This window comes from Providencia sp. PROV130 (assembly GCF_028482225.1).
Classification (GTDB): Bacteria; Pseudomonadota; Gammaproteobacteria; order Enterobacterales; family Enterobacteriaceae; genus Providencia; species Providencia rettgeri.
Genome location: NZ_JAMPQC010000026.1, coordinates 84,192 through 109,361 on the forward strand (window position 1 = coordinate 84,192; position 25,170 = coordinate 109,361).

22 protein-coding genes are annotated in these 25,170 nt (G+C 38.9%); 13 read left to right on the plus strand and 9 right to left on the minus strand.

What is annotated here, in order from left to right; genetic code table 11:
• From sfsA to panD, 7 genes are all read left to right on the plus strand, one after another.
• A complete protein-coding gene (gene sfsA / locus PSF28_RS18120) occupies positions 1 to 711 on the plus strand; it encodes a DNA/RNA nuclease SfsA (RefSeq protein ID WP_272685433.1) in 711 nt (236 codons plus the stop codon).
• 195 nt (positions 712 to 906) lie between these two features.
• Positions 907 to 1,362, plus strand: a complete 456-nt coding sequence (gene dksA, locus PSF28_RS18125) for an RNA polymerase-binding protein DksA (protein ID WP_004260494.1) — start codon at positions 907 to 909, stop codon at positions 1,360 to 1,362.
• Positions 1,363 to 2,090: 728 nt separating this feature from the next.
• Positions 2,091 to 3,437: a polynucleotide adenylyltransferase PcnB gene (gene pcnB / locus PSF28_RS18130; RefSeq protein WP_210836166.1), complete on the plus strand. Its 1,347-nt coding sequence runs from the start codon at positions 2,091 to 2,093 to the stop codon at positions 3,435 to 3,437.
• 17 nt (positions 3,438 to 3,454) lie between these two features.
• Entirely contained in the window at positions 3,455 to 3,946 is a 492-nt protein-coding gene (folK, locus tag PSF28_RS18135) for a 2-amino-4-hydroxy-6-hydroxymethyldihydropteridine diphosphokinase (RefSeq protein ID WP_210836140.1), read from the plus strand.
• Positions 3,947 to 4,004: 58 nt separating this feature from the next.
• Positions 4,005 to 4,796 carry a 3-methyl-2-oxobutanoate hydroxymethyltransferase gene (gene panB / locus PSF28_RS18140; protein WP_210836142.1) on the plus strand — a complete coding sequence of 264 codons (792 nt, stop codon included), beginning with the start codon at positions 4,005 to 4,007 and terminating at the stop codon, positions 4,794 to 4,796.
• 30 nt (positions 4,797 to 4,826) lie between these two features.
• Positions 4,827 to 5,690, plus strand: a complete 864-nt coding sequence (panC, locus tag PSF28_RS18145; RefSeq protein WP_272685434.1) for a pantoate--beta-alanine ligase — start codon at positions 4,827 to 4,829, stop codon at positions 5,688 to 5,690.
• 213 nt (positions 5,691 to 5,903) lie between these two features.
• Positions 5,904 to 6,284 carry an aspartate 1-decarboxylase gene (gene panD, locus PSF28_RS18150; RefSeq protein WP_109912045.1) on the plus strand — a complete coding sequence of 127 codons (381 nt, stop codon included), beginning with the start codon at positions 5,904 to 5,906 and terminating at the stop codon, positions 6,282 to 6,284.
• 124 nt (positions 6,285 to 6,408) lie between these two features.
• Here panD and PSF28_RS18155 read toward each other — a convergent pair whose 3' ends face one another.
• Both PSF28_RS18155 and PSF28_RS18160 read right to left on the minus strand, forming a co-directional pair.
• A complete protein-coding gene (locus PSF28_RS18155; RefSeq protein ID WP_004913713.1) occupies positions 6,409 to 7,179 on the minus strand; it encodes an ABC transporter permease in 771 nt (256 codons plus the stop codon).
• The gene (locus tag PSF28_RS18160) at positions 7,176 to 8,117 is read right to left on the minus strand and encodes an ABC transporter ATP-binding protein (RefSeq protein ID WP_004913716.1); all 942 of its coding nucleotides are present in this window, start codon (positions 8,115 to 8,117) and stop codon (positions 7,176 to 7,178) included. Before PSF28_RS18160 ends, PSF28_RS18155 begins: the two co-directional genes overlap by 4 nt.
• Positions 8,118 to 8,374: 257 nt before the next feature.
• Between PSF28_RS18160 and can the strand changes: the two genes are divergently transcribed.
• Positions 8,375 to 9,028: a carbonate dehydratase gene (gene can, locus PSF28_RS18165; protein ID WP_042851647.1), complete on the plus strand. Its 654-nt coding sequence runs from the start codon at positions 8,375 to 8,377 to the stop codon at positions 9,026 to 9,028.
• Positions 9,029 to 9,465: 437 nt separating this feature from the next.
• Positions 9,466 to 13,617 (plus strand): two-partner secretion domain-containing protein, encoded by a 4,152-nt coding sequence (locus PSF28_RS18170; RefSeq protein ID WP_272685435.1) that lies wholly within the window; start codon positions 9,466 to 9,468, stop codon positions 13,615 to 13,617.
• Positions 13,618 to 13,689: 72 nt separating this feature from the next.
• Here the strand turns inward: PSF28_RS18170 and hpt are convergent, their stop codons facing one another.
• Positions 13,690 to 14,226 (minus strand): hypoxanthine phosphoribosyltransferase, encoded by a 537-nt coding sequence (hpt, locus tag PSF28_RS18175; RefSeq protein WP_125891608.1) that lies wholly within the window; start codon positions 14,224 to 14,226, stop codon positions 13,690 to 13,692.
• Positions 14,227 to 14,352: 126 nt separating this feature from the next.
• Positions 14,353 to 15,969 carry a multicopper oxidase CueO gene (gene cueO, locus PSF28_RS18180; protein ID WP_272685436.1) on the minus strand — a complete coding sequence of 539 codons (1,617 nt, stop codon included), beginning with the start codon at positions 15,967 to 15,969 and terminating at the stop codon, positions 14,353 to 14,355.
• 240 nt (positions 15,970 to 16,209) lie between these two features.
• Between cueO and PSF28_RS18185 the strand changes: the two genes are divergently transcribed.
• Positions 16,210 to 16,557 carry a YacC family pilotin-like protein gene (locus PSF28_RS18185; RefSeq protein WP_102139426.1) on the plus strand — a complete coding sequence of 116 codons (348 nt, stop codon included), beginning with the start codon at positions 16,210 to 16,212 and terminating at the stop codon, positions 16,555 to 16,557.
• Positions 16,558 to 16,615: 58 nt separating this feature from the next.
• Here the strand turns inward: PSF28_RS18185 and PSF28_RS18190 are convergent, their stop codons facing one another.
• Both PSF28_RS18190 and PSF28_RS18195 read right to left on the minus strand, forming a co-directional pair.
• Positions 16,616 to 17,665, minus strand: a complete 1,050-nt coding sequence (locus tag PSF28_RS18190; protein WP_210836148.1) for an AbrB family transcriptional regulator — start codon at positions 17,663 to 17,665, stop codon at positions 16,616 to 16,618.
• Positions 17,666 to 17,861: 196 nt separating this feature from the next.
• A complete protein-coding gene (locus PSF28_RS18195) occupies positions 17,862 to 18,494 on the minus strand; it encodes a TetR/AcrR family transcriptional regulator (RefSeq protein WP_210836150.1) in 633 nt (210 codons plus the stop codon).
• A 376-nt stretch (positions 18,495 to 18,870) separates the two neighbouring features.
• Here PSF28_RS18195 and PSF28_RS18200 point away from each other — a divergent pair, with 376 nt between their 5' ends.
• Together PSF28_RS18200 and PSF28_RS18205 are read left to right on the plus strand one after the other, a co-directional pair.
• Positions 18,871 to 20,088: a Tm-1-like ATP-binding domain-containing protein gene (locus tag PSF28_RS18200; protein ID WP_210836152.1), complete on the plus strand. Its 1,218-nt coding sequence runs from the start codon at positions 18,871 to 18,873 to the stop codon at positions 20,086 to 20,088.
• A gap of 12 nt (positions 20,089 to 20,100) precedes the next feature.
• Positions 20,101 to 20,928, plus strand: a complete 828-nt coding sequence (locus PSF28_RS18205; RefSeq protein WP_004913739.1) for a phosphoenolpyruvate hydrolase family protein — start codon at positions 20,101 to 20,103, stop codon at positions 20,926 to 20,928.
• Between the two features lie 53 nt (positions 20,929 to 20,981).
• Here the strand turns inward: PSF28_RS18205 and PSF28_RS18210 are convergent, their stop codons facing one another.
• The 3 genes from PSF28_RS18210 to PSF28_RS18220 all read right to left on the minus strand — a co-directional run bounded on the left by PSF28_RS18210 (position 20,982) and on the right by PSF28_RS18220 (position 23,476).
• Complete coding sequence (locus PSF28_RS18210) at positions 20,982 to 21,680, minus strand: hypothetical protein (protein ID WP_210836154.1); 699 nt, start codon at positions 21,678 to 21,680, stop codon at positions 20,982 to 20,984.
• A 5-nt stretch (positions 21,681 to 21,685) separates the two neighbouring features.
• The gene (locus PSF28_RS18215; RefSeq protein WP_247605265.1) at positions 21,686 to 22,408 is read right to left on the minus strand and encodes a hypothetical protein; all 723 of its coding nucleotides are present in this window, start codon (positions 22,406 to 22,408) and stop codon (positions 21,686 to 21,688) included.
• 171 nt (positions 22,409 to 22,579) lie between these two features.
• A complete protein-coding gene (locus PSF28_RS18220; protein ID WP_210836155.1) occupies positions 22,580 to 23,476 on the minus strand; it encodes a diaminopimelate dehydrogenase in 897 nt (298 codons plus the stop codon).
• Between the two features lie 339 nt (positions 23,477 to 23,815).
• On the opposite strand from PSF28_RS18220, the gene PSF28_RS18225 reads away from it, so the two are divergent.
• Positions 23,816 to 25,162 carry an MATE family efflux transporter gene (locus tag PSF28_RS18225; RefSeq protein WP_210836157.1) on the plus strand — a complete coding sequence of 449 codons (1,347 nt, stop codon included), beginning with the start codon at positions 23,816 to 23,818 and terminating at the stop codon, positions 25,160 to 25,162.
• Positions 25,163 to 25,170 lie beyond the last annotated feature (8 nt).

Here is a 25,170-nt window from a genome sequence, read left to right on the forward strand (position 1 = left end):
ATGGAATTTGAACCCACCTTACAACCAGCTACATTAATTAAGCGTTACAAGCGCTTTTTAGCTGACGTCACTTTGCCGAGCGGTGAAGAAATTACCATTCACTGTGCAAATACAGGCGCTATGACAGGTTGTGCTACCCCTGGTGATACCATTTGGTATTCAACTTCCAATAATACCAAACGTAAATACCCGTACAGTTGGGAATTAACCCAAACCGCACACGGCCATTTTATTTGCATTAATACCCTTCGTGCGAACCAGTTAGTTGCACAAGCCTTAACCGAAAAACACATTCCAGAATTATCCGAATACGGTGTAATAAAACCTGAAGTTAAATATGGCACAGAAAATAGTCGAATCGATTTCTTTTTAACGCAAAATGGATCACCAGATTGCTTTATCGAAGTAAAATCAGTAACTTTACTCGAAAATAATCAAGGGTTCTTTCCTGATGCAGTGACACTTAGAGGCCAAAAGCATTTAAGAGAGCTCATGCATATTGCGAAAGAAGGAAAAAGAGCCATACTATTGTTTGTTGCTTTGCACACGGGTATTCACGTAGCATCAGCAGCGGCTCATATTGATAAGCAATATGCGCAATTATTAGATGAAGCCGTGCAAAATGGTGTTGAAGTGCTTTGTTATCAAGCCGATATTACTGTTCAACAAATGGTGTTAAGTAAGCGAATAAACTTTAACTCTAGTAAATAATGTATTTTTAATTGGTTATTATACGAGGCCGCTGAGTTCTGGGCGCTAAAAAGGGAATAAACACGCTCGCCCTCACAGCATTACAAAACTCATTGCAGGAACGATTGCCAAGAGAGCAGTCTTCTGCTATTTATAGCGACCTTAATTTTTCCCCCTTGGGGTTTTTGTAAAATTTGCGTGTGTAGGAGAAGCATTATGCAAGAAGGGCAAAAACGTAAGACATCGTCCTTAAGCATTCTCGCCATTGCTGGGGTTGAACCCTATCATGAAAAAGCTGGCGAAGAGTACATGAACGAGGCCCAGTTGGCGCATTTTAAGCTCATTCTCGAAGCATGGCGCAATCAACTCAGAGATGAAGTGGACCGGACTGTTACTCATATGCAAGATGAGGCAGCTAACTTTCCAGACCCCGTTGATAGAGCCGCTCAGGAAGAAGAATTCAGCCTTGAATTACGTAACCGGGACCGTGAACGTAAACTGATTAAGAAAATCGAAAAAACGCTGAAAAAAGTTGAAGATGACGACTTTGGCTATTGTGAATCATGTGGTGTAGAAATTGGTATCCGTCGTTTGGAAGCCCGTCCTACCGCTGATTTATGTATCGACTGTAAAACATTAGCAGAGATTCGCGAAAAGCAAATGGCTGGCTAGTGTCTATATGGAGTCCTGAACGGCGCATATTACTGCGCCGTTACAAGGGAAACGCTTCATGCTATTATGTTCCACTCCTGACTCTTGATTTACATTAACCATCAAGTAACTCTCATCCTACTCCCTATTTTCTGCCAGTTGATGCCCACAATCGCCTATCACTCGCCTTTAAATAAGATAAATATTTACTTTCACATAATTTTTTACGCAAATAGATTATGTTATTTTTTTGCTCCACAGTTTGAGGTTAAATAATTAACTGACAACAAAAAATCGCTTAAAATAAGGCTTCTAATCGTATCCGCCTATAGCGAGAACGCTTTTTGGGCTATTATTTTACGTAAATTTTATAGGTAACGTTTATAATTAGAGGTGACTTTTATTCGTTTAACCATTCTCAAAGAAACTTCTGTGAGCTATGATTAGCCGCTTATTTTGTTTAATGAATATTGGTAATGACATCGAGGTGTACTATTTTTAACCGAGTAGCAAATTTCTGCCGTAATATTTTATCTCGCAATACAGACGCATCCCCTGAAGATGCAGTACAACATCGTGATCCTTCGCGAGATAGCCAGGCAGCCGGTAAAAGGCCAGTCACTCATTCTGCTCATGCGCAAACCGCATCTAAAGAGCAGAACACAGCTCAACCCCATAAAACAACCCCTATTAAAAAAACGGTTCGTCAATCTCAACGTGCCGATTCAACACCTGAGAAGCGCCCTACAATGACAACCGTAAACGACGAAAACATTACTGTTATCCCGCGTTCCGAACACCCTATTTCGCGCAGTGATATTAGTGACAATGCATTAAAAGTGCTGTATCGCTTAAACAAAAGTGGCTTTGAAGCCTACTTAGTGGGTGGTGGTGTGCGTGATTTGCTTTTAGGTCAAAAACCTAAAGACTTCGATATTACGACGAACGCAACGCCTGAACAGATCCGCAAATTATTCCGTAATTGCCGTTTAGTGGGTCGCCGTTTTCGTCTAGCACATATTATGTTTGGCCCCGAAATCATAGAAGTTGCGACTTTCCGTGGCCACCATGACCAAAATGCATCAGATGACAAAAACTTATCTGCACAAGCACAAAACGGCATGTTATTACGCGATAACATCTTTGGCTCCATTGAAGAAGATGCGATTCGTCGGGACTTCACCGTTAATAGCCTATATTACAATATTGAAGACTTCACATTACGTGACTACGTTAATGGATTGAATGACCTCAAAGCTGGCGTTATACGTCTAATTGGTGACCCTGAAACACGCTATCGTGAAGACCCTGTCAGAATGCTAAGAGCGGTACGTTTTGCCTGCAAATTAAATATGAGCATCGAACCAAAAACCGCTGAGCCAATTTACCAACTTGCTCATTTATTGAGAGAAATTCCATCTGCTCGGTTATTTGAAGAATCCCTCAAATTACTCCAAGCAGGCCAAGGTTACGCTACCTACAAAATGCTCAAAAAGTATGGTTTGTTTGAGCAACTTTTCCCTGTTGTCGCAAGCCGTTTTACGGATAACAGTGATTCGCCAATGGAAAAAATCATTGAGCAAGTTCTTAAAAATACTGACTTCAGACTAAAAAATGATAAGCGTGTTAACCCTGCTTTTTTATTTGCTGTTATGTTATGGTACCCAGTTACAGAGCATGCTGAGAAGTTATCTCAAGAAGGCGGGTTGGCCTATTACGACGCCTTTGCGCTGGCAATGAATGACATTCTAGACGAGCAGTGCCGTTCGATTGCGATCCCAAAACGCATTACAACCACAATGCGTGATATTTGGTTATTGCAGTTACGCTTACCTCGCCGCCAAGGTCGTCGTGCCAATAAATTAATGGAACACCCAAAATTCCGTGCAGCGTTTGATTTATTAGAATTAAGAGCTAATGTCGAGCACCGCAACGAGTTACAAGAACTAGCGTTATGGTGGACTGATTTTCAGCAAGCAAATAATATCAAACAGCGTGAAATGATTTCGGAATTAGGCAATGCCCCCACTCGCCGTCGCCATCGTCCACGTTCATCACAAGGTGGTTCCGGGGCGCGTCGGCCGAATAAGTCATAATAGATAGAGAGAATACAATGGAACAAGTCTATATTGCTGTAGGAAGTAACCTTGGTGAGCCACTATTACAGGCACAGCAAGCTATTGCAGCTTTAGATGCGATTCCCAATAGCCGCGTTGTTTCGACCTCTTCTGTTTATCGAACGAAGCCTCTAGGCCCGCAAAATCAGCCAGATTTTCTTAATCTGGCTGTACTACTTGAAACAAGTCTTGAGCCCGAAGTTCTTCTCAACTATACACAAAAAATCGAACTTGAGCTGGGCCGTGTACGCAAAGAGGAACGTTGGGGTCCACGAACGCTTGACCTCGATATCATGCTTTTTGGTAACCGTATCATCAATACTGAACGGTTGATCGTTCCACATTATGGGCTAAAAGAGCGTGAATTTATGTTGTATCCGCTTAGTGAAATCGCCCCTTCCCTTGTTTTTCCTGATGGCGAAAAGCTTTCAGAAAGACTCACACAAGTCCCTCGAAATGGCCTAACGTTTTGGGATATTCCAGCCTGAAATGTTCAACCTCTTATGAGGTATGGTCGCAGGGAGATCATTTCCGGAGGTTATTATAATGAAACCAATTTCTCTGGCTGATTTATGTCAGTTTAAAAAAGACAAACACAAATTTGCAACTATGACGGCCTATGACTCAAGCTTTGCTCAATTATTTTATGAGCAAGGTATCCAAGTGATGCTCGTTGGAGACTCACTGGGAATGACGATTCAAGGTGAATCCTCCACCTTACCGGTTACTGTCGAGCAAATTGCTTACCACACCCGATGCGTTCGCAAAGGCGCGCCAAATGCCTTCATTATTGCAGATATGCCATTTATGAGTTACGCCACACCAGAACAAGCTTGCGCCAATGCGGCTATTTTAATGCAGGCAGGCGCAAACATGGTCAAAATTGAGGGTGGCAGTTGGTTATGTGATACGGTAAGAATGCTAGGAGAACGCTCTGTTCCTGTGTGTGGCCACCTAGGTTTAACGCCACAAGCCGTCAATGTTCTTGGTGGTTATAAAGTCCAAGGACGTGATGAAGTCACTGCCAATCAATTACTCAAAGATGCGATTGCACTAGAAAATGCAGGTATCCAATTGTTGGTTCTCGAATGTGTTCCAACCACCTTAGCTAGTCATGTTTCCGAAGAGTTACTATTACCTGTGATTGGTATTGGTGCAGGAAATGGAACTGATGGACAAATTCTTGTTATGCATGATGCGTTGGGTATTACCGCACGAGCCCCTAAATTCGCAAAAAACTTTTTGGCTCAAGCTGGCAACCTTCATGATGCTATTCGTATGTATATCCAAGAAGTAGAAGATGGTATTTACCCAAGTGAAGCCCATTCTTTTTCTTAACTGATGCCAGAAATTATAAGGAACACACGTATGCTTATCGTTGAAACGGCGCTTATCTTACGCCGTGAAATCCGCCGCTGGAAACAAGAAGGCAAACGTATTGCACTTGTCCCAACAATGGGGAATTTACACGACGGTCACTTAACACTCATTGACCAAGCAAAAAAACAAGCTGATGTTGTGATTGCCAGTATCTTCGTTAACCCGATGCAATTTGATAGGCAATCTGATTTAGCCAATTACACACGAACGTTGCAAGAAGATTGCGAAAAACTAAAACGTCGTGACATCAATTTGGTTTTTGCACCTTCCCCTCAAGAATTCTATCCAGAAGGTATGGAAAAACAGACTGTTGTCGAAGTTCCTGAATTATCAACTATGTTAGAAGGTGCTAGCCGCCCTGGGCACTTTAAAGGTGTCGCAACGGTTATTACTAAGTTGTTCAACTTAGTGCAGCCAGATATTGCCTTGTTTGGTGAGAAGGATTACCAGCAATTACAATTAATTCGCAAATTAGTTACTGACTTATCATTTGATACACAAATTGTTAGCGTCCCAACGGTTAGAGCCAAGAATGGTCTAGCACTTAGCTCACGCAACAACAATTTGTCAGCAGAAGAGCTAAAAATAGCACCTAAGCTGTATCAAATTATGCAACAAGCAGGTGAAAAATTAGTGGCTAAACCTGATGCATCTGAAGTTATTATTGAAGAGATGAACAATTGCTTACGGGAAGCCGGCTTTACCCCTGATGAGCTATTTATTCGCGATGCAAATACATTATTACCACTTTGTGAGTCCAGTAAACGTGCGGTTATTTTAATGGCGGCATGGTTAGGTCAAACGCGTCTTATTGACAATTTACAAGTTGACCTACCAAGTAATATTGCATAAAAATAAACCACTTATAAAAATAAAATAACACATTGCAATTACTGTGTTTATAGCGTTAATTAAGATGCTGTGCTCAGAATGACTTTGATTTTTCAAACTCATTTGGTTCACAGCTAGGCGGTAAGTAAACGAGACCCTAGGAGCATACATAAGTATGTGACTAGGGCGAGAGAACGCCACCAACAACGCTGTGAGCCAAATGAGGAAGAAGAAATGTTAAGAAGAATGTTGCAAGGCAAACTCCATCGCGTCACAGTCACACAAGCAGACTTACACTACGAAGGCTCATGTGCGATTGATCAGGACTTTATGGATGCCGCTGGGATCCTTGAATACGAGGCCATTGATATTTACAACGTTGATAATGGCGAACGTTTTTCGACTTACGCTATTTCAGGCGAACGGGGCTCAAAAATCATCTCGGTTAATGGCGCTGCTGCCCGCCGCGCTGCGGTTGGTGATAAACTGATTATTTGTTCTTATGTACAAATGGAAGATGAAGATGCGCGCTTACATAAGCCAAAAGTGGCTTATTTTGATGAAAACAATAAAATGAGTCGCATCGCAAAAGCAGTTCCTGTTCAAGTGGCATAATTTTAGATTTTATTTATCCAACAATTTGATTAGTATTGCCATTTATATACATCTCAATAAAAAACGGCTTTTGATTACGCTAAGTACCAAAAGCCCTTTTTTTTACACAATTTCAGCCCAAAATTTAACTTCTTAAGCCTCTACCTTGCTCAATCAAGAACCATGTTAATGCATAAAATACGACTAAGAAAATCATTAAGACGCCTAACGTAATCGCGATAGAAACATCGGCTATTCCCAGAAAACCATAACGAAAGCCGCTGATCATGTACACAATTGGGTTCAGTTTAGAAACGGCTTGCCAAAACGGTGGTAACAGCGATAGTGAATAAAATACACCACCTAAATACGTTAATGGTGTTAAGACAAAGGTTGGAACAATACTAATATCATCAAATGTCTTAGCGAAAATAGCATTTAGTAAGCCAGCAAGAGAAAACACAATTGCGGTTAGCAATAACGTTATGACTACCATTGCCCATGAATGTACTTGCAATGGAATAAAGAATAACGATACCAATGTAACAAGAAAGCCCACTAAAATCCCTCTAGCAACACCACCGCCGACAAAACCAGCGATAATAATATGTGTCGGAACGGGGGCAACCAGTAATTCTTCGATATTTTTCTGAAATTTAGAACCAAAGAAAGAAGAACAAACATTTGAATATGAATTAGTGATCACCGCCATCATGATTAACCCGGGAACGATGAATTGCATATAATCCACACCACCCATATCACCAATTCTAGAACCAATTAAATTACCAAAAATCACAAAATACAGCGACATTGTGATCACCGGTGGTAATAGTGTTTGTATCCAAATACGACCAAACCGTGTGACTTCTTTTATCCAAATGGTTTTCAATGCGACCCAATATAATGAGATCATCTTGCAATCTCCTTCTCGGTTGCATTACTTTCTCTTTTAACTAAGTTAACAAATAACTCTTCTAATCGGTTTGCTTTATTTCGCATACTTAAAATCTGAACACCTTGCTCACTAAATTGGCTAAAGACACTATTTAGACCTTGCTCTCTTTTAACATCCACCTCAAGTGTTGAAGTATCTATCAAACGAGATTCATACCCTAATAATTGAGGGATCGGGCTTTTTGGCATTAAATCAAAAATAAAGGTTTCTGATTCTAATTGGCTCAGTAATTGCTTCATACTGGTATTTTCAACTAATTCACCATGTTGAATAATGCCAATATTACGGCACAACATTTCAGCCTCTTCCAAATAGTGAGTTGTTAAAATAATGGTCGTTCCCTGAGCGTTAAGATTCTTTAAAAATGTCCACATTGAGCGACGCAACTCAATATCAACACCCGCTGTGGGTTCATCCAAAATTAATAGCTTTGGTTGGTGCATCAACGCACGGGCTATCATTAAACGGCGTTTCATACCACCGGACAAATTACGCGCTCGCTCATCACGCTTTTCCCATAAATCAAGCTGGGTAAGGTACTGTTCCGCTCGTTGTACCGCAACAGAGCGCGTAACCCCATAATAACCGGCTTGGTTAAGGACAATTTGCAATACCGTTTCAAATGGATTGAAATTGAATTCTTGAGGCACTAGGCCAAGTTGCTGCTTTGCTTGCACAACTTGCTTTTCTAAATCATAACCAAATACTTTTACAGACCCGCTCGTTTTGTTTACCAGCGAGCTAATAATCCCTATTGTGGTTGATTTACCCGCGCCATTTGGTCCCAACAATGCGTAAAAGTCACCGTCTTCAACGCTCAGATCAATCCCTTTCAGGGCTTTCACACCACCTGGATAGGTTTTGGTTAACTGCGATAACTCAAGTGCATATGTCATATGTAAAAAAAACCTTTATTCTTAGGACAGTTTGTAGGCAATATATCACCATGATGCCACTTTTTTCTGCTCTATGTTATGCAGAAAAGAGATAATTAGTTTATACAATATAATTCAATATGTTATAAATTTAGGGTTGTCTTGTCTAAAAGACAGGTTCATCATAAGGGCATTAAAATTAGTATAACTAATTATTAATTAATCAATAAATGTTGTATAAGATTTTATCGCAAAGTAACACAACTAGGCTATAAGTCATGATGAGAAAAATCGAAGAGCTGTTTGCTAACAATGAAGCATGGTCAGCATCAGTCAATGAACAAGACCCCGAATTCTTCAAAGAATTATCAAAAGCGCAAAAGCCGAGATTCTTATGGATAGGCTGCTCTGACAGCCGAGTACCTGCAGAAAAACTCATTAACGCGGCACCTGGGGACCTTTTTGTGCACCGTAATGTTGCCAACTTAGTTATTCATACTGACCTAAACTGTTTATCTGTCATTCAATATGCCGTTGATGTCTTGCAAGTTGAGCACATCATTATTTGTGGCCACTATGGCTGTGGTGGTATTGAAGCAGCGGTTGATAACACCGAACTTGGCTTAATTAATAACTGGCTATTACACATAAGAGATATTTGGTACAGACATAGCTCTATGTTGGGTGAATTAAAGCCTTGTGAGCGTCTGAACCGTTTATGTGAATTAAATGTCGTTGAGCAAGTTTATAACTTAGGGCATTCAACGATCATGCAATCTGCATGGAAACGTGGCCAAAAAGTGATGATCCACGGTTGGGTATATGGGATTAATAATGGTCGGTTACAAGACTTACATATTACTGCCGATAGTCGAGAAAAACTTGAATTGTGTTACCGTGAAGCCATTTCTACTTTAACTCAAAAAAAGTAATTTAAAATATAAATTGGAAGCTCTTATAACTAAGAGCTTCTTTCTTATTCAATCCTAAATCAGCGTAATTAAAATATAAAAAACTTCCCTTTCAATCGACTAAAAAAAAGAAAATAAAAATAAAATTCAATTAAAGCAAATTTATCATTAACAACAAACATGAGTAAGCAATTAAATATATAACACTAGGTATAATCACATAATTATTCTAATACGGAGTAAAGATTACCCTTTGATTGCAAAAGAATTATACATCTCCGTCACATATTCATCTATAATAACATCATTAATAATATTTAATATTAAGGTAGAAAAATCACTTTCAAATAAGTATTTTTAAATATACTTATTTTTATTTTGGCTCATAATTCACTAGCTATAATGGAATATTATCAGTTTATAAATATTAATCTCAAATCATATTTAGGGATATTTCTATGAGTCAACCTATCAAAATTGGGTCCTATACCTCTACGTTAAAACTAAAGCCAATCGTTTTATGTGTTTCTGCAATTTTAGGTGTCACTTCTATTGCTCATGCCGAAATAATTAATACTAATGGTGCAGGAGTTATGACCAACAGTAATGGTCCAACTATCGTCCATATTAATAAACCCAGTGATAAAGGTGTTTCTCACAATATATACAATAAATTTGATGTCGATAATAAGGGCGTTATCCTAAATAATAGTAAAGACAATATTAACACTCAATTAGGTGGGATGATTAATGGAAACCTTAACTTATCAGGTGGCGAAGCCTCCGTTATTATTAATGAGGTTAACTCAAATAACGCAACAACCTTAAATGGTATGGTCGAAGTTGCGGGTAAAAAAGCACAAGTGATTGTTGCTAACCCGTCTGGGATTACCTGTAATAGCTGTGGCTTTATTAATACCGAAAGCACAACGCTCACAACGGGCAAACCAATTGTTGGTAATGGGGAATTACTTGGTTATAACGTAGCTAAGGGACAAATTATCATTAATAAAGATTTAAACTCTGATTCCCCCACAGAACTTATTGCTCGTTCAGCAATGATCAATGGTCAATTAAAAGCACAAGAAATCAACGTTGTCACTGGGAATAACTTTGTCGACGCAAATGGTAATGTCGTTTCTACTGTCGCACCTGTGGGTACCCGTCCTTCTGTCGGTATTGATGTTTCGGCATTAGGTGGCATGTATGCAGATAAGATTACTTTAGTTTCTACTGAAAGTGGCGTCGGTGTTAGGAATAAAGGGGTTATATCAGCAGGAAATAGTGGATTAGCCATAAAGTCTGCATGGTACCTTGCTAATGACAGTAATAAAATAGAATCAGCTGGTGATATTGACCTAAATGTAAATACTTTTCATAACAAAGCATTGGTCAGTGCCAAAAATAATCTGAATATCGTCACAAATGAAACTAGCTCAGGTTACGTCATTTTCGATAACGATAAAGGAAAACTCGTTTCAACTGCTGGCGATATTAATTTACGCACCAATAACACTGTTTCAAATAATAATGGGGTTATTCAAGCTAAAAATAATGTCAATGTTAAGTCTACAGATATTCAAAACAGTAGCGGTTTAATTAAATCTGATACTGCAGACGTTAATCTTGATGTAAGAAACTCAATTTACCAACGGTATAATACTGCTAGTTCTGGAAATGGAATTTTCGCAGGTAAAGATATTAATGTCATAGCCAAAAGTATGACAAATGAAAGTTCGAATATTGAGGCTGGTAGAGACATTAATTTAGAATTAACTGCATCTCTTCAAAATACAAGCTCTAATATTACGGCTAAGCGAAGAGTAAAAGTTGATGCTGATACGATTGTTAATAAATCATCATCCATAATTGCAACTAATGCAAAATCAGATTTAAATGCCAAAAACTATATAACCAATGATGCGTATTCCGTTATCAGTAGTGGTCGTGGTTTAAACATTACTTCGGCAAAACTTGTGAACGCGGGAAAAATTATTTCCCCAACTAATGTACCGAATACCGTTCCAGTTCCTACTTACGAATCAAATATCAAAGTTAACGACCTTGATAATAGAAGCGGATTTATTTCGGGTGATCACCTAAGCATTACATCTAATACGATTAATAATGACCAAGGTTTCATTGATGCTAAAAAACTGAATATTGATGCTAAATCATTAAGCAATAACGCAGGGTATATCCGTTCATATAATGACATGATATTGAATATTGCTCAGTTAAATAACTATTATTCAAGTAACTTTAGCAGAGTTGCGAGTAAATTCGGGTTAACAAATAAAATTGGTGGTATTGAAGCTTTAGATGGTGGAATTACCGTTACTGGTACTAACGTATCTAATAATTATGGATTATTCAAAAGTACTGCTCAAGAAAGAGCTGCATCACCTGGTGGAATGGAGTTTAATTTAACGGGTGATTTTAATAATACTTATGGTGAACTAGCAAGCGACAGTAATATTGCTATCAACACTAAATCACTCAATAACTACTCTGGAAAAATCAACTCTGGTAGTAAATTAATCATTAAATCGACAAATAACATTAATAATACTTATGGTAAATTGTCATCAATAGGTGTCACTGAACTTTATGCCCCTTCCATTTCAACTAATGATATAAACGATACTTATAGCCTTGATGGGACAGGAATTATCTATAGACCAGATGGCCTAAATATTATTCACATCAAAAAACCGACTGATAAAGGGATTTCCCATAATACTTATCAAAGCTTCAATGTAAGAGATAAAGGAACCATCTTTAATAATAGTAGTACAATGACTTCAACACAGTTAGGTGTCGATATTTCTGGTAATAGTAATATCACCGCAGGAAGTGAAGCTCGCGTTATTCTAAATGAAGTCGTTGGTAATAACGTCAGTACCATTAATGGAATGATGGAAGTTGCAGGTAGTGGCGCTCAAGTCATTGTGGCTAATGCATCCGGTATTATTTGTAATAGTTGTGGTTTTATTAATGCAGAACGTGGGGCATTTGTTACTGGTACACCATTAGTTGTTGCCGGAAATTTAATTGGTTATAACGTTAATAAAGGCCAGGTGACAATAAATAAAACTATAACATCGGCTGATGCAATTGATTTTATTGCTCGTTCAGTACTCATTAATGGTGATGTTAAAGCAAAAGAGTTAACTGTCGCTACAGGTAATAGTCTATTTGATACAAACGGTAATGAATTATCTGCATTAACTCCGACCAACAGTTCAACCAATGGACTAACTATTGCTGCTACTGGTAAATTAAATGCTGACAAAATAAACATTAACTTAGTCGGTTCTGGTGGTTCTCTAGTCAATAAAGGCTTAATTAATGCAGGCAATTCTGGCTTAAACATAAATGCCTACAATGTTAATAATGCCACAGTGATCCAATCTGTTGGCGATATTTATATAGCTTCTAATGGCGGTTATCAATTTTCTAATGGTATTAATGCCTCTATTATTTCTAGTGCCGGTGATATTAATTTGACATCTAATGGTCAATTCGTCAGCCAGCATGGGGCACTTATCAGCGCTAATAAAAATGTAAACATGAATATCTTTAATGATTACTACGCTAGTGGAGGTTTAGTAAAATCTGAAACTGGAGATATTAATATCAATGTTGAACGAAATCTTATTACCCAAAGTGGTTACTATAGTAAATGGGGAGATGATAGATTTATCGCTGCAAATGATATTAATTTAACTGCCGCATTAGCTTCCTTTATAAGTGCAAAAGTCACCGCTGGCCGAGATTTTAATTTTACCGGAGGCTCTTTAAGTAACAGAGATTATAGTACGATCAGTGCTAACCGCCGAGTCAATATTGATACTGATTCAGTTATTAATAATGCTTCTGTCATTAAAACTGAAACTGGTCGCATGGATATCACTGCAAATAAAGAGATTCAGAATGATTACAGGTCAACGATTAGTAGTGCAAAACTATTAAATATCACAAGTCCTAAATTAACCAATACTGGGGTTATTACCTCTGGGAATGGCAAATCAACATTCCGAGTTGATAATTTAATTAATAATGCAGGTTATATTAAAGGATTTAACCTTAACTTTATCTCTGAATATTTAAATAATGCTAATGGATTGATTAAAGCTGATAATAACATTGTCATGAATGCCAATTATATTAGCAACATAAATGCAACTAACTTTAGCAAAAACACACCTTATCTTGGCTTAGTGAGGCAAAATGGTGGAATTATTGCGGAAAATGGTAGTATCAAAATGAAAGGTACCCAATTGAATAATACTTCTGGCATTATTCAAACCAATGCTATTTTCCCTGCGTCTGGGGAGGCTGATATTGATATTACAATGGGTAATGAAATCATTAATAACTATGCTCAAATTAAAAGTGCAGGAAATCTGAAAGCAACCGCAGATACAATTTCCAACAATAGTGGTTTAATGAATGCAGACCTTGATTTAACAGCTAAAGCAGCACGTTCTATTAATAACTATAATGGAAAAATTAACTCAAGAAACATAACTACAGTGACAACGCCTAGCTTGTCAAACAGCTACGGGAAAATCACGGGTAGTAATGTGATCATTAATACCCTTTAACACATTGTTGGAATGTGATAAAACAAAAAGGACAGCTTTGCTGTCCTTTTTCATCGAGTTCACCTGAAAATATTAATCTTCAAGTAACGTTACATGGCCAATATAAGGCAAATGGCGATATTGTTGAGCATAGTCAATACCGTAACCCACCACAAATTTGTCTTCGATAGAATAACCAATCCACTCAACAGGAACCTGTACTTCTCGGCGTGAAGGTTTATCCAGCAATGTACAAATAGCGACAGATTTAGGGCCGCGTAATTCGAAAATCTCACGTACTTTATTTAAGGTATTACCTGAATCAATAATATCTTCAACAATTAAGACGTGTTTATCGCGAATATCTTCATCCAAGTCTTTGACAATTTTAACATCACGGCTTGATGTCATCGCATTACCGTAACTTGAAACTGTCATAAAATCGACTTCATGGGGAACATCAATCTTACGGCATAAGTCGGCCATAAAAATAAATGAACCTTTTAGTAAGCCAACAAGGACTAATTCACCATCAAGCTTTTGATAATGAGCGCTAATCTTATCGGCTAATTCACTGATTCGTTGAGCAATCTCTTCTTCAGAGATCATCACTTCAAGGGTATGTTTCATCTTCTATTACGCATCTATGGGAATGGAAAGCGCGTAATTTTAACATAGGCAGCACGCATATACTAATAAAGGAAAATGCAGTGCTAAAATTTCATACTGCATTTTCTCTGAAAGTAAATGTGGCTGTTAACTCACAGTGAAGCCTAACATCATCCCCGTATCTTCATGCTCTAAGAGATGGCAATGAGCCATATAAGGGTGCTGTTGTGTTGCCGGGTGTTTAAATTCAACTAAAATTTCACTCACCTGCCCTTCTACTTTGACAATATCTTTCCAACCTTGACGATGAGGCTCTACGGCTTGGCCATTTTCTTTTAGGATACGAAAACGTGTGCCATGGACGTGGAATGGATGCAACATCATATCGCCACGCCCTGAAACGACCCAAATTTCTTGTTGATTCATAGGAGCATTGAATGCAGGATGCGTCATTGAGAAAACTTGCCCATTTATAGTATTCGCATTATGAATATCCAAGCCATCAGAACCTGTGCCACAATGGCCGCCACTTCCCATTTTGCCATTCATATTTCCATGATTCATATTACCTGCATTCATGTTGCCGTGGTTCATATTCCCCATCATTGCACCATGACCGCCCATATTCCCCATCGCCTGATCGCCATATTTTTCACGTAACATCATCATGCCTTGCATATCTAAGCGCATATCCATCATTAAATGGAAACGACGGCGATTTAAGCCAGCAAGAGAAGGAATCGCGGGTATGGCTGCAAGTGTTGATGGTAAGTCACCTTCCCCTTTTGTCAACGTTGTTTCGATACGCAGTACGGGCAAAGGCTGGTCAAATGGTGCAATCGTCATTCCCATTTGCCCGACAGGTAGCGTTACCAAATCAAATGCGCGGCCATCGGAGGCGTCAATTAATACCTCAAAACGCTCTCCCATCAAGATAGGTAATTCGGTTAGCGCAATCGGCTCAGCCAATAAACCACCATCACTCGCAACGACATACATTTTACGTCCATCACTGGTGGAAATATTTAAGCTTCTAGCATTACAGCCATTTAATAACCTTAATCGTATCCAACCTTTCGGGGCAACATGTTTAGGATAAACAGCACCATTCGTTAGCATGATATTGCCAAACCAACCCACTGCGGCACTCATCACATCAAGTTGATAATCAATTTGCCCATCATCTTTTAGGCGTTTATCTTGCAAAATGACTGGAATATCATTAACACCCCAATCATTTGGTAAGCCATGCTTTATGCTGTCATCATCTTTAATTAATACAAGGCCTGCTAATCCCATTGCCACTTGATAGCCGGTTTTTCCATGAGTATGAGGATGGAACCAACATGTCGCTTCACTTTGGTTTACCGTAAAATTCACTTTTCGGCTTGCGTTAGGTTGGATTATTGCTTGGGGGCCGCCATCTTGTTCACCTGAAATTTCTAAACCATGCCAATGAACTGTCGTGTCTTCTGCCAGTTGGTTAACAATATTGATATTAACATTCTGTCCATTTTTCAAACTAATTGCAGGGCCTAATAAATTGCCGTTATAACCCCATGTCGTCGTTTGCTTTCCAGGAACAAATTGTGAAACACCCTGCTGGATAACCAACTGAATGTTACCTTGTGCATCGGGCTCCAATAAGGGGGGGATCGCTAATGTAGGGTAATTTCCCGCTGCGACCGCGATGCGGCTCCAAATAGGCAGCGCACTTGCAGCATACGTGATAGCACTTAATTTAAGAAAATCGCGACGTAGCATTGATAACCTTCCTTTTATTTATCAAATCAATAATCATTAATGGTGTAATTTATGGCAAATTACACTTTCGAAGCAAAACATGGTTTAATGAAGGTATGATAAAGCCTCCCCTTACAGGAAGGTCAATAAAACCACTCTGTAAATGTGGGTTTATTACATGGATTTAAGAAAAATATAGTTGACTAACAATTCTATTCTTATGCTAACGTAACTTGACATAGAAAACAGATAGAATAACGAATGCGCAAATTTATATTGATGTCATGCTTAATGACTCTGTTAGGGATAACCAATTCTGCCAGAGCTCTTTCTACCAACGAAGCTGAAGATCTTGCTGATCTCACGGCTGTTTTTATTTATCTAAAATATGATTGCGGGTATTCACAAATCCCAGATAGAGAAATTGAACGTGCTATTGTTTACTTTGCGAAAAGTAATAAATGGGATCTTAGTAACTATAATGCGGAAAAAATGACCGCTCTTAACAAAGAAAGTTATAGTGACCTAAAAGGGATACCACTCACCACCGAGTTTAAATGCCAGTCTCTTGCTCGCGATTCGCTAGGCCTCTTTGCTTACGTCAAATAAGCTGATGAAAAAACCTATCAAGAAAACATGCCAAATATCGCCTGCATGTTTTCTTTCTTTATTCTAAATGGCTATTTCTTTTTTGCCTTCTTTCTTGCCAAAACAACGCTATCGATGGAATACTTTGAATAATTACCATCCTGATAATATGGTTTGACATCACAAAGCCCGCATCTAAATTCATGGTGATTGCTGCGAATGTCATCGCTTCCATACTCCCTGGAGCCCACGCTAACAATAGTACCGAAATATCATAACCTGTAATCCAAGAGGCAAATACCGTGATAAGAAAAGTCAGCACGATATTAACCACCACAACTTGGGCCGAAGAGTATATATTTTTAATCAACGATGAAAGTGGAAACACAATGAAATGGTTACCAATGTTCATCCCAATCAATACCATACTGAGTTCAGTCAACATCAACGGGAAATTTAATGGGATATCCGCCCAACCTTGAATAAGAGTTGCCGCCGCTAATGACGTTAACATAAAAGGTGCGGGGACTTTTAAACGCTGTAATATTGCCCCTGAAATTACCCCAACTGCAATAATGAGCACTAGCCATCCCGTTGCAACTAATGTCAATTCTGGAAATTCTATTATCGGTTGAGGATCCCCGTCGCTCCCCACAACAATTCCTGCTAATAAAATAAGAATAATTAAGCGAATTGTATGGGAAATAACAATTTTCTGAGGTGGTGTATGAGTATGGTCAGTTAATGCCAAAATAGCTGCCATAGCACCGGGAACAGAGCCAAGCATCGCTTCTTGTTTTGTCCAACCAACTTTGCGGTAAAACCAAAAAAAGCTAAATGAAAATTGTACAGCCAAACAGACAACTAGCATCAATAGTAAAAGAAATAAATTGTCTGCTTCATTAAGAGACACTTGATTAAACATCAAGCCCACAGAGGTCCCGAGCGTGACTTGAACAAAGGTAATAGTATGTTTAGGGATGGCAAACGAAATACCAAAACGATGAAAAATGATAATGGCAATGATTGGGCCAAACATCAATGCAAGGGGAACTCCGAGGTAAGTCAGCCCGCCACCAATTAAGGCACAGATGGAAATCCCACCTAACATTTTTAATAATTTCATCATATGGTATTAACCATTAAGTCTTTTTATAGTCCTAATATATATCACATTATTTAAGTCATATGGCTTTAGTTTTTATTTATTTATCACCCTAGTAGTATCCACCAGAATTTATCTATTTATTAGATTTTGATCTTATTATTTTAACTTGGTCAGAAAAATCTCTCTTAACAAAAATTAACATGGCGTAGTAATACAACTATTTTCTTCGCTTTATATTATCAGCACGAGCTTGATTCATTATTGCTTTGGACATCCATTGAGCTAACGCAGTGACTTGAGCATCATCCATTTTCCAAATATCTTTTAGTACTAAAAATATTTCAGAGCCATAAATAACAGAAAATGCTCGAATCACTCTATCTATAATTTCTTGCGGATATTCTGATTTCATTGGCGATGTCACCATCGCAAGAATTTCTTTACGATTGCCACGTTCTAGACGCTTATCATTAACACTTTGTGGATCAGCTCGACCCTGTGCCCACTGCTGTAATGATGCTTGCAGTGCGGCTCGTAAAACACCTTCATGTTCAAACATACGCGGAAAGGCATAGGTTAATAACTCGTCAATACGATCTTCGGTTTGTTCACTTTGCGGGCGCCAGGTTAAAATTGGCCCTAAACTCTCATTAACCGTTGCAGTAATTAAATCAGCCTGCGTCGGAAAATAACGATAAGCTGTCGCACGAGAAACTCCCGCTTCAAGCGCTAATTCAGAAACAGAAGGCATTGCCCCTTTTTCAAATAAATCTAAAGCCGTCGTAACCAATAATACATAGGTCCGTTTTCGTGTCCCTTTGTATTCTGAGTATGAATTAGTTTTAGACATTAATTTATCCTTAAAATACTGTCACTTACTATAAATCGAGTTAACTCTCATGAAAACATATAAGTGCGAATAGGTAAACATACTTGATTGATAATTTGTAAAAATTTATCCATGAAGATGATTTTAAAAGTAATAACAAAAGACAGAATAATCACATTTAAATATTATAAGTTTCCACATCTATTCAAAATAATTCAAGACTCTTAGCAAATATTTATTACATTTTATCAATAGGATATAACGCCTAGTCATCAATTCCCTTCACCACAAAATAAAAAATGAGACTGCAATCTCATTTTACAACCAAACAAAATGATACCATAGTCTCATTGTGATGAAAAATTCAACACTAGTTTTACTCTGAAAGGGTTTTTCTATGAAAAAATATCCGGGTTTTATTTATATTGTAACAACGCTTGACACGAAAAGTGCTGAACTATTTTATGTCAGTGAATTAATCAAAAACGCCGGATTGGCGGTACGTACCGTTGACCTGACAACACAACCAACGCAATTAGATAAAAACGCAGATATCAGCGCGCATGCCGTTGCAAGTTTTCATCCACTTGGCGCTGAAGCCGTTTTCTGTGGTGACCGCGGTAAAGCCATTGAAGCCATGGCACACGCTTTTAGCCTTTACCTTGCCGCACAAACAGATGTTGCCGCCATCCTTGGTTTAGGGGGTTCAGGCGGAACCGCACTCATTACACCCGCCATGCAAGTGTTGCCAGTAGGTATTCCAAAATTAATGGTTTCCACGATGGCATCAGGGGATATTTCCGGTTATATCGGTGCGAGTGATATTTCGATGATGTACTCCGTAACAGACGTATCTGGCTTAAATATCATTTCCCGCAAAGTATTAAAAAATGCAGCCAACCAAATTGCGGGAGCGGTTTGGTTTGATAGCGAAGAACAACAGCACGACTTAAAGCCTGCAATTGCCCTAACTATGTTCGGGGTAACGACCCCATGCGTCCAACAACTTACAACACAGTTAGAGGCGCAATATGACTGTCTAGTCTTCCATGCAACAGGCAGTGGCGGTAAAGCCATGGAAAAACTGATTGATAGCCAGTTATTGCATTCTGTTTTAGACATTACAACCACTGAAGTGTGTGATCACTTATTTGGTGGCGTACTAGCGTGTGATGAAGACCGCTTTGGTGCCATTCAGCGTACTCAAACCCCTTGCGTGATGTCTTGTGGAGCCTTGGATATGGTGAATTTTGGTCGCCCTTCCACTGTACCTGAACACTATCAAGATCGCTTATTTTATCATCACAATGCTCAAGTCACTTTAATGAGAACGACCAAAGAAGAAAATCAGCAAATGGGTCGTTGGATTGCCAAAAAATTAAATCGTTGTGATGGTGAAGTGCGCTTTATCATTCCAACAGCAGGTTTCTCAGCTTTAGATGTTGAAGGTGCTCCATTTTGGGATCCTATCGCGGACCAAGCCTTCATTGATGCTTTAACCGCAAATTTAATCATAACAGAGAAAAGACAGCTTATTTTGAGTCCTTATCATATTAACTCCTCAGAGTTTTGTGATCAGGTTATTCAGCTTCACCAGGAAATTTTGAACAAATAATAGAGGTTAATTATGAAACATAACCGCACAGATTTATTAAAAAAATTTAGAGACATGATTGCTCGGGGAGAACCAATCATCGGTGGTGGCGCAGGAACAGGGCTATCGGCTAAATGCGAAGAAGCGGGCGGTATTGATTTAATTGTTATCTATAACTCAGGCCGTTACCGCATGGCGGGTAGAGGCTCCCTTGCTGGTTTATTAGCTTATGGTAATGCGAATGAAATCGTTATGGATATGGCAAAAGAAGTTTTACCTGTAGTAAAACAGACGCCAGTTCTTGCGGGTGTGAATGGAACAGACCCATTCTGCCAATTCGATAAGTTCCTTGATGATATCAAAGCAACAGGTTTTGCAGGGGTGCAAAATTTTCCTACCGTCGGCTTAATTGATGGCAATTTCCGCGCTAACTTAGAAGAAACCGGAATGGGCTATGGGTTAGAAGTTGAAATGATCCGCCTAGCCCACGAAAAAGATTTACTTACAACGCCTTACGTTTTTAGTGCTGAAGATGCCATTGCGATGACTCAAGCTGGTGCTGACATTATTGTGCCGCACATGGGGCTAACGACTGGTGGGAATATTGGCGCAGAAACGGCATTGACGCTCAAAGATTGTGTGCCATTAATCAATGAATGGGCAAAAGCGGCAAAAGCAGTACGCGAAGATGTGATTGTTCTGTGCCACGGTGGCCCAATAGCCACTCCAGAAGATGCTGAATACATTTTAGCCAACTGCCCTGACTGTCATGGTTTCTACGGTGCCAGCTCAATGGAACGTTTGCCAACAGAAGTGGCATTAACCGCCACCACACAAAAATTTAAATCAATTACACGTTAGTTTTTTACTTTATATTTTGCCAACGCCAGGCGCCTACTTTGGTAGGCGTTTTTTTATTTTTTAGCGGGGTTTAAATAGCGCCATAACACCCAAAGTAATGATGTAGAATAATATAAGACCCCAAATTGGATAACCATTAATGGGTTTTCTGTCGCCCCAGTCATCTTGAGCATGACATAATAGTTATTTTCTACCAAATACGGTTCCGTTAACCCACCTTGTGGTAAATAATGGCCAAGTAGCATGATAATAATAAAACACGCAACATAATGACGTAATTTAGCAATACCTTCATCAAATGCACTAAAGTGGCTATTCATGTCATTAGCTTGCTTCCGTCCAATAATAATTCGATTAATTAATGTTGCGGCATAAATATAAAGGATCGCAGAAGAGTTAATTTGTGTGGTATGAAAAATATACGCAACACCACCTAACATCGCAGCAATCACAATAAAGAAAAAACCTTTCGCCAAAACGGCCATCATCGTGCTCATATGAATCAAAATAAATTCAAATAATAAAATCAGTACCATGTTGTAAATAACAGCCACTCCAGACCATTGAGGTGCAAACCAGAGTGACAATAAAAACACAATATAAAAAACAGTGAGCCCGTGCTCAACTAATGTTGGTAACGTCGCCATTATTCCTTGTGGTTCTTCTGATTCAAGAAAATATTGTTTTCTATTCGTCCCTAAAGCAGAGGTATTTTTACGAGATATTTTCCTTTTTTTTATTTTTCTAGCCACGAAAATTATTTCCTTTTTTCCTGGTAAATAGAATGTCCTTTACATAAAAAATGCGTTAAGCAAGCCATAAATACAGGCATACCAAAGTAGAGTACACCAAAGGCAAAAGCCACATGGGGTTTATCCGGAAATTCGCCACCACTAGAAATACTCGAATAATAATCAATTGACCTTAAATATTCAGGCGTTAATCCGCCATAAGGTACGAGGAAAGATAAAATTAACACCGAGAAAATACAGAACATAAAATTGAGTGCCATTAACGCTGAATAACCCATATTTTCAGCTCGTTCTTGTTCTGTTCGACTGGTTAAACCAAAAAGCATTCGATTTGCAACAGTGGCACTATACAAATATAAAATTAATGGGGAATCACCTAAGACTGACATATTAATGGCTAATGCAAAAAGACCATAGAAAACGGCAAATAACGTTAATACGCGCCAATCACGAAATACTGCCATAAAAACGCCAGAGTGAACTAAAATAAATTCAAAAATCAGGATCAGTGTCAGGTTATAAATAATTTCTACCGTATAGTATTCAGGGAAAAACCATACCGATAAAATGAAACCGACATAAAATAATGAGAAGCCGTAATTTATTATTTTAGAAAAAGCACGAATAATACTGAAAGAATGCGGGTTTTCCTTCACGCTTTTTACTGAAGATTGCTTTGGGAAAAAACCTTGGTTTTTATCTTTCCCATTCCTTGGTGGCTTTACCATTGCCTCACTCCATGTCATCAATATCACTTTACTAATAAGCTACTTGATAACACAAAAAATAAACAGTGGCTAAAGTCCGAATGACGGATTCAGGATAAGATAAAGTGTAAAAAATATCGACAAGATGGCATGAGCATACACATGCCATGCCACAGATAGATTAAATTGAACTTAAACCAGTTTGGCGATCAGCGTATCTAAATCACCTTGCAAGAAATTCACGGGTGGAATTTCAATCACGGTATATGCGCCTGCAGCTTGTTTCATGGTCGCACGTGCGGCAGAAACCATAAATTGAGAAGTGAGTGCAGGGTTATTAATACGCATTGAGTATTCAAATAATTGATTATGCGTTGCCCCTGAAACTCCTTTATGGGTCATGTGCACGCCGTGCCCAACATCTTTTAATGCATCAATGCTATCAACTTGACGAATATGTGTTTCATCAGAAGAAAAGTAGCTATCTGCTTTAATTGCTTGAGTCACCGCATCAAACTTCGCGCCACTGTCTAATTCAACATAAACCATACGACGATGAACCCCAGTTCCTAATGGAATTGTGACAGAAAGTGCATCTTTTACGCCATCAATTGCTTTAGCAGCCACACTATGGCCCATGCTCATCCCTGGACCAAAGTTTGTATAAGTCACACCTTTAGGCGCCATGGCTAACATTAAGGTCCGCATAATGGAGTCTGAACCTGGATCCCAGCCCGCAGACACAACCGCCACGCTATTGTGCTGTTTCGCAACGTCATCTAAGCTGTGTTTTAGCGCCACAATATCTGAGTGGACGTCAAAACTATCAACCGTATTAATACCAAGACTTAAAATCTTAGCGGCCAATGGGCCAATTGCACGGGTTGGTGAACACAAGAGTGCAACATCAACTTCCCCAAGTTTTTCAATATCATCAACCACTTTACATCCAGAAAGCTCAGCGGGAATATCTTGTGTATTGCGACGAACTATTCCAACAAGCTCAAAATCATCAGCGGCCTGAACAGCTTCTAGTGCATAGCGACCAATATTGCCGTAGCCCACTATTGCTGCTTTAATTTTTGTCATTTTTACTCCTATACAGTTCTGATGTTGCTTATTAAATTATTTATACCTGTAATCCTTCAAGTTGCAGCGCTTTTCGTTGAGGTATAAGTGACTACGCTCCACTAGCCGAGTTACATAGTTTATCTATGTTCCCCGTCTATCTTCCCTTGTCTCCTACCTGCAACTCGAATTATTTAGGGGATATAGCGAAATTAAATCTAACAGAATAATTAAAAGTAAACAAAACATTAGCCTGATTAAATCAGACGCATTTTAACCCTATTTTCATTGTTGAAATCCATGTAGAATTAGCCACTCAACAAGCTTTCCCTAACATTCATGAATATATAAAGGTTCTCAATGCATCAATCTGATGTGACTGAGCGGTCACTCTTTTCGCTCAGCTGGCCAATTTTTATCGATATTTTTCTTCATTTGGCCACATTATTAATTAATACCTATATGGTTAGCCACGTTTCTACTGCCTACCTTGCTGCTATGGGGGTGGGAAACCAGGTGTTTGACCTGTTTATTACTATTTTTAACTTTATAAGTGTGGGATGTAGCGTTGTTATTGCCCAATACTTAGGAGCAGGCCGCAGAGAAAAAGCCAGCCAAGCGATTCATATTTCAATTGCGTTTAACTTTATTCTTGGTTTTTCTAGCGCGCTAGTCGCATTATTTTTTGGCTATAGCATTCTAACTATCATGAATATGCCATCACATTTAATGGCTGATGGTTATACTTATTTACGTATTTTAGGGATTTGTTTAATTCCTGAAGCGATTTCAATTATTTTAGCCGCATGCTTGCGAGTTTATGGTAAAGCACAGCCTGCAATGTGGGTCACATTAATCGCTAATGTGATTACAGTGTTTGGTAACATCATTGTTCTCTATGGTTTCTTTGGGTTACCACAATATGGCCTTGAGGGCGTTGCTTGGTCAACTGTCGTTGGGCGTATTGTTGCCGTTATTTTACTCTTCTGCCTACTGTTTTATGGGTTGAGGATTAAATTTGTCCCAATGATGCTAATACACTGGTCGCGAAAAATGTTGGGTAAAATTTTACATATTGGCTTACCCTCCGCTGGGGAAAACCTCGTTTGGATCCTCCATTTTATGACCGCATCTGCGTTTATCGGTCTCATGGGAGAAACATCTCTTGCGGCACAAACACTCTATTTCCAATTGTCATTGTTTATCATGCTGTTCGGTATCTCTATCAGTATTGGTAATGAAATTATGGTTGGCCATCTTGTTGGAGCAAAACGCTTTGAAGATGCCTTTAGGCGCGGAGTAAAAAGCCTCAAAATGGGTTTTTACGTAACAATTGGTGTCGTTATTGCCTTTTGGTTATTCCGTGATCCTATCCTAAATAATATTACGGATGACCACGGTATTGTTGAATTATTGCTACCATTGTTCTTACTTTCGGTATTCTTAGAGCCCGGCAGAACAATTAATATCGTGATGGTGAATGCCTTGCGTGCCTCTGGTGACGCACGCTTTCCTCTATGTACCGCCATTATTTTTATGTGGGGCGTCGCTATCCCATTAGGCTACTTCTTAGGTATAAAAATGGAGATGGGCCTCTTAGGTATTTGGCTAGGTTTCTTTGCTGATGAATGGTTACGCGGCTTAACGAATGCATGGCGCTGGCGTTCACGTAAATGGCAAAGTAAACGTCTTGATGTAGAAAGCTAACCGGTTCC